Annotated in this window: 8 protein-coding genes; all 8 read right to left on the reverse strand. The window is 47.1% G+C overall.

Features of this window, described 5'->3' with window-relative positions; translation table 11 throughout:
• Positions 1 to 300: 300 nt before the first annotated feature.
• The 8 genes from WCM76_16320 to WCM76_16355 all read right to left on the reverse strand — a co-directional run bounded on the left by WCM76_16320 (position 301) and on the right by WCM76_16355 (position 9,408).
• Positions 301 to 2,157, reverse strand: a complete 1,857-nt coding sequence (locus tag WCM76_16320) for a hypothetical protein (GenBank protein ID MEI6767196.1) — start codon at positions 2,155 to 2,157, stop codon at positions 301 to 303.
• 50 nt (positions 2,158 to 2,207) lie between these two features.
• Positions 2,208 to 2,921: a DNA alkylation repair protein gene (locus tag WCM76_16325; protein MEI6767197.1), complete on the reverse strand. Its 714-nt coding sequence runs from the start codon at positions 2,919 to 2,921 to the stop codon at positions 2,208 to 2,210.
• 39 nt (positions 2,922 to 2,960) lie between these two features.
• Positions 2,961 to 4,565 (reverse strand): hypothetical protein, encoded by a 1,605-nt coding sequence (locus tag WCM76_16330; protein MEI6767198.1) that lies wholly within the window; start codon positions 4,563 to 4,565, stop codon positions 2,961 to 2,963.
• Positions 4,566 to 4,913: 348 nt separating this feature from the next.
• Positions 4,914 to 5,507, reverse strand: a complete 594-nt coding sequence (locus tag WCM76_16335; GenBank protein ID MEI6767199.1) for a hypothetical protein — start codon at positions 5,505 to 5,507, stop codon at positions 4,914 to 4,916.
• Positions 5,501 to 6,118, reverse strand: coding sequence for an outer membrane beta-barrel protein (locus WCM76_16340; protein ID MEI6767200.1), 618 nt, complete (start codon positions 6,116 to 6,118; stop codon positions 5,501 to 5,503). The genes WCM76_16335 and WCM76_16340 overlap by 7 nt, the downstream gene beginning before the upstream one ends.
• A 36-nt stretch (positions 6,119 to 6,154) precedes the next feature.
• On the reverse strand, positions 6,155 to 6,853 hold the full coding sequence (locus WCM76_16345) for a flavin reductase (protein MEI6767201.1): 699 nt from the start codon (positions 6,851 to 6,853) through the stop codon (positions 6,155 to 6,157).
• Positions 6,854 to 7,033: 180 nt separating this feature from the next.
• A complete protein-coding gene (locus WCM76_16350; GenBank protein MEI6767202.1) occupies positions 7,034 to 7,684 on the reverse strand; it encodes an NAD(P)-binding domain-containing protein in 651 nt (216 codons plus the stop codon).
• 26 nt (positions 7,685 to 7,710) lie between these two features.
• A complete protein-coding gene (locus WCM76_16355) occupies positions 7,711 to 9,408 on the reverse strand; it encodes an ATP-binding protein (protein MEI6767203.1) in 1,698 nt (565 codons plus the stop codon).
• Positions 9,409 to 9,602: the final 194 nt, after the last annotated feature.

The following is a 9,602-nucleotide window of genomic DNA, read 5'->3' on the forward strand; positions in this document are numbered from 1 at the left end:
TCGAGTCGTTCCGTTCGACTCGTGAGAGGAAAATATGTTGCTTCGAGTCGTTCTGACGCTCTTTCAGAGGCTGTTCAAAAATGTGTGTCAAAATGGAAAACTTTATGAACTACCGACTATTGCGGCGCATGCTGTCTTGGTACAATTAATTATCAGCATTCGTGCGCCACCGGATTCTATTCATTCAAACCGTCTATTGACCTTAAACCCCTTCGGGGTAATGCTAAAATATTTCTTCTATTGTCTTTTGACTTTATGAACTTTTTGACTTTATGGACTTTTTGACTTTATGGACTTTGGTTACCACGATATCACGACCTGCCCGTTGCCCGTCCGCACTCCGGCGCTGTTCGACTGGTTAGTGCCCGCGTTGTATGATCCGCCGCCGCCGCCGCTTGCAACACTTTGTGTTCCTGTGCCGCCCTGTCCTCCGCTATATCCGCCACCGCCACCGCTGCGCATGCCACAGTTTGTCCAGGCACCGCCGCCGCCGCCAAATCCTCCATTGGCAATTACAGGGTCACCACCGCCGGCACCACCGGCACCGCCATTAATGAATGCATACCCGCCAAAGGCAGCGTTTTGATATCCATTTCCGCCATTGGAGTTAAAACCTCCGCCTCCGGCGCCATCTCCATTTCCTGAACATCCGCCCTGCCCACCGTTACCGCCTGTTCCACCGCCGGAGCAATTCGGATTAGAAACGCCCGAAGTAGCGGTTACACCATCGGAATGAGCGGTAGAACTTCCGGCAGTTGCTCCTCCGCCTCCGCCGGCCACCACCAGGGCCGTATTGGTATTTGTGGCAACAAACGAACCACCACCACCGCCACCGCCTTCCCAGCAGCTATGACCTGTACCGCTGCCACCCTGTCCGCCCACCAGAATACTTAGTGTCTGACCTGCAAGATTTGAAAATTCACCTCTCATCCTGGCTCCCAGGCCTCCTGAATTTCCACCCTGTGCACCCCATACTTCAATAGTAACAGGTGAGCAGGCAATAGAAGGAACTGTCCATGTGACAATACTTCCACTATACGAAAACGTCTGTGAGCCATGCGAGCAAACAAGAACAGTGACCGGATTACTTGTAGTTGAAGAGCATCCTGCAAAGTTAACCACAAGGCTCGTGTTATACGTGCCTGATGACACCCAAAGAACGGAAGGATTTTGGGCTGTGCTTGTGGCCGGCGTTCCCGACTGGAATGTCCAGTTATAGGTGGCCCCCAATAATGTCGGCGTAAATACACAACTTTGGTTTCTGCCCGGTGATACCGGTAACCAGCTGAATGCAGAAGAAGGCAGTGTTGCCACGGTAAGAGCGGCTGCGGCCGAAGTAACAGGCGACGGATTGCATGTACCGCTGACAATACATCTGTATTGCCATCCGTTCATTCCTGCGGGTGCACCGGTAATATTAGCTACTGCGCTTGTAACGTTTGAATAGACACCTCCGTTCGAAAGATTTGACCAGTTGCCGGAGTATTCCTGCCACTGATAAGTAAGCCCTGCCCCCACTGCGACTACAGAAAATGAAGTATTCCCGGTTTCGCACACAGTGGTATTGGCTGGATTGGAGGTAATGGAAGGTGCTGTATAAAATGAAATACCGGAACAGGCGGCAATACTGTTACCACAGCTATTTCCGGCTGACACACACACATCGCCAAAGGCATTCCCGAAATTAACAGATATAGCGGTAGTGCCTTGTCCACTAACGATGCTTGCTCCCGAAGGCACCGTCCAATTGTAGGTTGTGGCACCCGGAACAGGGGGTATAGAATACGTTATACCTGTCTGGTTGGGACATACTCCCGACTGTCCCGTTATAGGGCCGGGTGTTGAGAGTGTGCTGTTTGAATTAACAGGCAGCCAGTTCGGGACCGATGGAGTCCCGGCATTATAGTTAAAATTATTGCAGTCCAGATTGTAGATCATAAGTCCTGTTGCCGGGTGAATAATGGCATTGCGCTGAGCAGTTGTCATTCGGGGAATCAGTAATCCTTTTGTTGTACTGCCTACATCAAACATGGCTGATGAGTCAGCAGGTATACCTGCGGTGTTCACGCTGGCCCCCTGTCCGTATGAATTATTATTAACGGATAACAGAAACAGCAGTGCAAGCACCATCACAAAATGACCATTTATATTCTTCATAGCTACGATATATTTTGGCTTCTTACCATTACTAATTATTCACAACCACATTATTTTGCCCTTTTAAACCGCAATTTATCTTCGGCGGTCATTTTTTCGCAGGCATACTGAAAGATCAGGCGTGGTGCCGAATCTTTATATTGCAATAAAAAATGTTCAGTTTCCGCCCGGCGGATTTTCCATGCTTCGCGCAGAAACCAGCCGGCGCCCTGATGCACCTCGCGTTCCGAATCTGACATCAGAGGTTCAATCAGTTTAAAGAAACCGCTGTAATCAGTTGATTCTTTCAGCGATTTAATTATTGTTACAGGCACGCAGCGGCGCTGAAATTTATACTTTGACTTTATCCACGGTTTGAAATCGTTAATCGTTACCAATTTCTTTTTCACAAAACGCGGAAGTATCATCATACCCAGTGTATCGGCATGTGCCCAGTTGTGAATGCCCAGCGGGAACCATGAGGCAATAACATCAAATGTTTCTTTTGTGAATTGCTTATGCAGTGAATCAAGCAGGTGAAGGGCTATCGTGGTTTCCTCATATTTGCCGCTTTTCATCAGCAAAGGCGCCAACTCAAATACCAGTTCCAGGTTCAATCCGTCGCGCTTTGATAATTCCTTAATTTTCGCGCTAAGCTGTGGAGATGCCACGCCGTAAGCGTTATAATTTTCTTTAAAATACCGTGCATATTTTTTTACAATGGCATCGTCGGCATTGGCTGCACAGAATTGTTGAAGTTCTTTGAAGAGAGCAGTTGCTTTCATAACAGATGATTTACGGCTTCTTGTGCGAAAAATATAATCTTACCAGGTTACTATCACTTGTCCGTTTCCAGTTTGCACGGCATCGGTATTTGATTGAGCAGTTCCGGCATTGAACGATCCACCGCCGCCGCCACCGGCACGGCATGTAGCTCCCTGACCGCCGCCGCCACCCGAATAACCACCGCCACCGCCGGCTCCGCAAACGGCACCGCCGCCACCGCCAAATCCACCGTCGCCGCCGGGTCCGCGGTTGACAGCGCCGGCTCCTCCGGTAAATGTAAATGCAGCCTGACCGCCTGTACAGCCGTCGCCATAGGTTGAATTCTGACCTGCGGTAAGCCATCCGCCGCCACCGGAGCCTGTTCCCGAAGGAGCATTGCCCGCACCGCCGTTACCATTCACACCACCCAATGAAACGCCACCGTTTCCGGCAACGCCCGATGTACCGATAGAGCCGCCCAGTCCATCGGCACACGTATTTCCCCAGTTCTCGCAACCGCCTCCGCCGCCACCGGCAGCAATCATAGGAAGTGTCGTATTTGTTGTAAGCCACACAAAAGAGCCGCCGCCACCACCACCGCCGCCGGTTCCCGGTGCACCGCCGCATGCGTTTGCTGTTCCCTGTCCGCCAACAGCGATTCCGAGAACATTGCCGGCAGAAACGGCAAATGTGCCTTTCATTCGTGCACCAAGACCGCCAATAATACCGCCGCCCTGTGCGCCCCATGCTTCAATAGTTACAGAGGTAACGCCGCATGGAACCGTCCAGTTCACAACAGAACCGGTATAACTGAATGTTTGTGTGCCGGGAGTATAACAGGAAGTTACATTTACGGCCAGACAGGAAGCGGTGCTGTTACCACAACTATTTCCAGACGTAACACAAACATTGCCGGCATTGCTTCCAAAATCAACAATAATCGCTGTTGTCCCTTGCCCTGATACTATTGTTGCACCTGTTGGTACTGTCCATGTATAGGTAGTTGCACCACTGACCGCAGTGATAGAATAAGCCACTCCTGTTTGTCCGTTGTAAATACCGGTGGTTCCGGTTATCGCACCGGGAACCGGAGGGGCAGACCCTGCCGTAACGTTCAGCGAGGTCATGGCAATTACACTGCACAGGCTGCTTGCTGAAACGCTAACACTTCCGCTGTTACTTCCAAAGTCAACAGTTATGGATGTTGTACCCTGCCCTGCAGTGATAGTTGCCCCTACAGGCACTGTCCAGTTATAGCTTATGGCACCATTGACAGGCGACACGGAATAAACGACTCCGGTTTGACCGGGGCAGAAGCCCAAAGATCCGCTTATTGAGCCGGGCATGGTGAAATTGGTACTGTTCAGCAGGCTCATCCAGCTGCTGCCATTGAAATATTGAATTTCATTACAATCAAGATTATAAATTACCAGACCGTTTGCGGGTGCATAAATCTGGTTGCGCTGAGCCGTAGTCATTCGCGGAATCAGCATTCCCTGAAAGGGTGCTGTGCTGCTGCTTATATCGAGTATGGCAGAAGTGTCGGGCGCTGCACCTGTACGGTTTACCGAAACACCCTGAGCCCATACATTTTCAGGGTTTACAGACCATAACGCAATCAACATGAAAAACAATACAGAGGCAAGAAGTACGGGCTTTTTCATTTCGGAAAATTATAATTTCATACTAAGAAGATGTGTCAGGAAGCTGCAATTTCTTCAGCAATACAGAAAGCAATTTTCAGGCATCTTTACTGCAAATATAATATTTTCTGATGCACAGGGGCGAATCAAGTCATGGGCATCTATAATTCAGGAGATTCTTCGCTGCGTTACACTCCGCTCAGAATGACACAGTTCCAGGTAAGATGTCATGTCATTCCGAATCCCGCTATTTTCGCGGCATGAGGAATCTCAATGCGCAGCTGAAAATCATATACACTAACCCTGACATCCGAATGCCACTTGCGGTTTAACGAAGCATAAGGCATTTGATACTTTTCGTAAGATATTTCAGTGATAAGGGTTGTGCGGGTGAATCACGAAAAGATGGAATCCGAGTCCGGCAGATATTATAAATTCATCAAGGTTGATGCTTCCGCCTTCGGCTCCGCGATAGCGCGATACGAGATAGTTCACGCCCAGATAAAAATTACAGAATCTTGAAAAATAAAAAGTATAACCACCCGAAACGCTGAGTGCGGGCAGAAAACGTGACGGATATGAACTATTTTCAGACACATCTGAACCAATTATAAGAGGCGTTGAAAATGAAAATCCGGGCTGCAGGCCTGCATAAAAATCGCTTCTCTTTATTGGATAATGAAGCAGTGGACCAAATAGTACAACACCATTTTGTTTGAATGCCGGATTTTTCCTGCTGTCTAGGTACCATAAGCAGTCGCCGCGCATGCTCAGATGTGAGCCTGTGAAGTACTCAAGGTTTCCACCCAGATAAACATTTTTAACCGGATGCTGCACCATGAAACTCTGCATCAGTGCAAGGTTTGCTTTGAGCAAGCCTGCAGAAGTATACTCAGTACGCTGCTGTGCGGCTGATTGCAGGCACAGCATCATGATTGCCGGTATCAACAGTTTTTTTACCACAGGTCCGCGATTTTATAGTTAAGGCTGATGTGAAGTAACACATGATCGGCAATACCGAAGCCTTTGCTTTTTGTGAATGTTGTGATGCCTTCGGTGTTTGAAGCAGTGATGCGTGTTCCGATATGAACCATATATTGTGCAACCAGCGAAACATCGAAGCGATCCGTGAGGTTTATGCTCGTCCCCACGCCTCCCTGCACCGAACCGCTCCAACGTTCCGCAAAATTTGAAGTATTGTTGTTATCGGTGAACTTCAGGTATTCGAAACAATGTCCTGCAAGAACATACGGCTGAATAAGCGGATCCGGATTTTTTGAAAGATAATACAACACACTCCACCCTATGTGGCAGTCGGCGCGCCACGCGTAGTTGCCGAGGTCGGCGGTAAGATAATCCATGAACCAGTCGGTATTTACCCGGTCTGAAAATCGGATGCGGAATTGCCCTCCGGTGCCAAAGGCAGTCTTCTGCCATTTGCCGTCGTTTACAAGTCCGATACTGCTGCGTGCGCCCAGTGAAAAGGTTCCGGCATCACGCCCTTTGATGTGAAACTCCTGTGCTCCTACCCGGAGAACGAACAAGAATGCGATTATGGTTATCAGGGGTCTCATCTCCCATTCAGAACGAATGAGAAATGAAAAATATTGTTACAGTATATTGAATTCGCTTTGCGACACTCCGCAAATAGGGCATGACCAGGAATCAGGCAAATGTTCAAACCTTGTTCCCGGCGCGATATCGTTGGATGGGTCGCCGTTTTCAGGATCATAAATATAGCCGCAAACAGGGCACTTGAATTTATAAAGCGGGGTTGACATTTTTAACGCAGCCGGCTCTTCAGGTTTAATAAATGTTGGTGCATTTTTAGGTGCTTTCCCTTTTTTTACATCGCGGTACCACGCGTAGGTCAAGGGTTCAGACACGGCATCAAGAACTTCGCCATCGAGAATTTTTGTAATAAAAATAAGATGGGTACCGGCGTCATGCACATCAAGCACTTCGCATTCGAACCACGCAATCGTATCATCAATAAGTACAGGAAGCTCTCCTTCCCTAATCATAAAATTGAATTTCTCAAACTTGTCTTTGTCGCGTCCCGAGCTGTATCCAAACGTACTTATTACTTCGGCTGATGTTTCTTTTTTAAGAACTGAAATTCCAATTTTTCCACTCGTGCCGATAAGTTGTGCCGTAAAATTTTCTTTGCTGCACACCACTGCAAACTTAGGTGGTTCGGCCGTAACCTGAAAAACCGTATTGGATATGTACCCGCTGCGTTTTCCGCCGGCAGCCGAACTTACAACGTACAGCCCGTAGCTAATTTTAAAAAAGGTCTCAGTATTCATAATGATATTTTGTTCAGCAAATTTAAGCATTCGTTTGAATAAAAGGAGGAATAGCTTTCAGCAGCCAAATCAGATGATGAAAGCACCGACAAGCCTGCGCTGTGGCATAAAAAAGCCGGCAGTTAACTTGCACTGCCGGCTTCACAAATGTTATTTCCCTTTGATAAAGTGTGGTCGATATTATTTCTTCAGCATTTTGAAAGCATGCCCCATCCACTCGTTCTCGCGCAAGCCGGGAATACACCAAAGCATGCATAATGGCTCAATGGCGCGGGCGGCTTCCATAGCGCCCATATCGGCTACTTCCCAGCCAAAACGGGTGATTGCCTCCCCAACTTCTTTCTTTGCATTTTCATTATTACCACAAATAAACATGCTGGGTTTTACGCCTCCAAAGTCAGGATCGACCATGAGTCCGTTGCCCACGCTGTTGAATGCTTTCACAAAATGTGCAGCCGGGAATGCTTTCTGCAGCTGTTCCATCATTGATTCATCAAGGTTTGTAAAGAAGCGCAAAACGCCGTTTTCCGGTGGCAGATCATCGACCGGATTTGTTGTATCGATAATTGTTTTGCCCTTAAGGTTCTCTGCATCGCAGAGTGCAAGCGCCGATATGGCGCCCTTTGCTTTTACGGCCAGTACAATTGTATCGGCGAAAGCAGCTACCTCATTGAAATCGCCTGCACGAGCGGTTGTTCCGAGTGAGCTTAACAGTTCCTGCTGCTTTGCTTTATCGCGTGAGCCAATCATTACATTATAGCCGTATTTGATGAATCCCTTTGCTAATGCGATTCCCACGACTCCAGAACCAATAATTCCTACATTTGTCATTGCTATTATTATTTGATATTAGTTAATTAATGAGATGTTGCTGAGCTTAATCTGGCTTCTGATGCCGAAGGCACAACAAAATATTTTTCGATGGTACGAAGGAGGACATTTATATCAACAGGTTTTGGAATAAATGCATCGCATCCGACGTCCACGCTATACTGCCGGTCGTCTTCCGAGGCATAGGCCGTAATGGCAATAATCTTCACATCCGGACGTATGGCTTTCATAATCTGAGTAAGCTCAAAGCCATTGATATCAGGCAGGCGTATATCCATTAACACAATATCCAGACCGGGTGTTTCGCGAAAAATCTTCAGGGCGGTTTCGCCGTCGTAGGCAACCGAAAAATTAGCGTTTGTGCGTCGCAGCACGGCCGCCAGAAATTCACAATTGAAATGATTATCTTCCACCACCATGATGGTTTTTTTAGCCCAATCATCTATGGTGTTGAAAAAACTTTCGGGAGTCTCAGCATCCTGCGCCGCTTTGTAGGGTATTGTAAACCGGAATTCAGAGCCTTCACCAACCTTAGATGTAACCTCAATCCTGCCGTTCATCAATTCCAACATTTTCCTGCAAATAGCCAGACCAAGCATGGCTCCCTGGGCTTTGCTGCTCAGAAAATTTTCTTTGCCCGGTTTCAAATGGTCGAACAGCAAGTGGCGTTTTTCTTCCGAAATACCAATTCCGGTATCACTTACATAAAACTCCAATTGGTCGCCAATAAGTTCGCACCCAAATTCTATACGCCCTTTTTCGGTGAATTTAACCGCATTATCAAGCAGGTGTGTCAATATCTGCCTCAGCTTACCAAAATCAGCATATACAAATGTTTTTTTACATGGCAAATGCTTCCCGATTTTCAGTTCAACTGATTTTAAAAATTCATATTTAGTCCCCGAAGAAAAGTTTTCAAATAATTCAGTAAACAGGTCGTTGATATCGCCCAGATTTTCGTTGAGTGATGTTTTGCCGGCTTCAAGCTGTGAAATATCAACAATGTCGTTCACAATATTCAGCAAGTCGCTTCCGCGCTTATTAATAAGGTAAATGTATTCCTTGCGCTTCTCTTCAGAAATATCCGGATGCTCCAATAGCTGCGCAAATCCTGAAACGGCATTCAAGGGTGAGCGAAGTTCCCTCGCCATATTTGCCAGAAAAGCAGATTTTAAATTATCAGCCTGTTCAGCCTTGTTTCTGGCCGATTCGCTTTCAATTAAATTCCGTTTTCGCTCCGTATTATCAATAAAAATCCCGAGCAGTCCCCGCTTTCCGGTTTCAGGGTCAATGAACGGCATCTTTGTGGTAAGCACACTTTTGGTGACACCGTTTTCAACAAAATCTTCTTCATAAGAAACGGTCTGCCCATCCTGAAGTATGCGTGCATCATCGGCTCTGTACTTTTCGGCGAGGTCGACCGGATAAAAATCAAAATCGGTCTTACCCTCAAAATTCGCCATATCGGAATTGACCATTTCAATGTACTTCCTATTTGCAAGGACATACACCGAATCCTGGTCTTTTAAAAATACGGGCAGCGGAAGATTTTCAACGATAAGTTTCAAGCGGTTTTCATTTGCTTTGGTTGTGAATTCGGAAATGCGGCTCAGTGTAAGCTGTTGCGACAACTTTTCATTGTCCAGCTTCAGTCTGTTCAGCTCCCATTCGAGAAGGTTCACCTTTTCCTCAAGCACCTCCTGAATTGTTTTTTGTTTTGCCATAAGCAATGTACCTTCGATTTTTCACAAAATCCACGTAAAGGTAATGCCCTGTTGAGGCGAATACAAGTAAAAAGTTAGAAATAATCGATATGTATGATTTACGTCACGAATAGTCGTGAGTCGTAAGTCGTGAGTCGTAAGTTGAGGCGAAGCCGAAATCCGTCTCCTGACGGATCGTGAGTCGTGAGTTGAGG

Source organism: Bacteroidota bacterium (assembly GCA_037133915.1).
GTDB lineage: Bacteria > Bacteroidota > Bacteroidia > Bacteroidales > CAIWKO01 > JBAXND01.

Bases quoted from the DNA above. Each gene is read 5' to 3' on its own strand.
- WCM76_16355 (MEI6767203.1), bottom strand. From the start codon at position 9,408: ATGGCAAAACAAAAAACAATTCAGGAGGTGCTTGAGGAAAAGGTGAAC.
- WCM76_16350 (MEI6767202.1), bottom strand. From the start codon at position 7,684: ATGACAAATGTAGGAATTATTGGTTCTGGAGTCGTGGGAATCGCATTA.
- WCM76_16340 (MEI6767200.1), bottom strand. From the start codon at position 6,118: ATGAGACCCCTGATAACCATAATCGCATTCTTGTTCGTTCTCCGGGTA.
- WCM76_16320 (MEI6767196.1), bottom strand. From the start codon at position 2,157: ATGAAGAATATAAATGGTCATTTTGTGATGGTGCTTGCACTGCTGTTT.
- WCM76_16345 (MEI6767201.1), bottom strand. From the start codon at position 6,853: ATGAATACTGAGACCTTTTTTAAAATTAGCTACGGGCTGTACGTTGTA.
- WCM76_16330 (MEI6767198.1), bottom strand. From the start codon at position 4,565: ATGAAAAAGCCCGTACTTCTTGCCTCTGTATTGTTTTTCATGTTGATT.
- WCM76_16325 (MEI6767197.1), bottom strand. From the start codon at position 2,921: ATGAAAGCAACTGCTCTCTTCAAAGAACTTCAACAATTCTGTGCAGCC.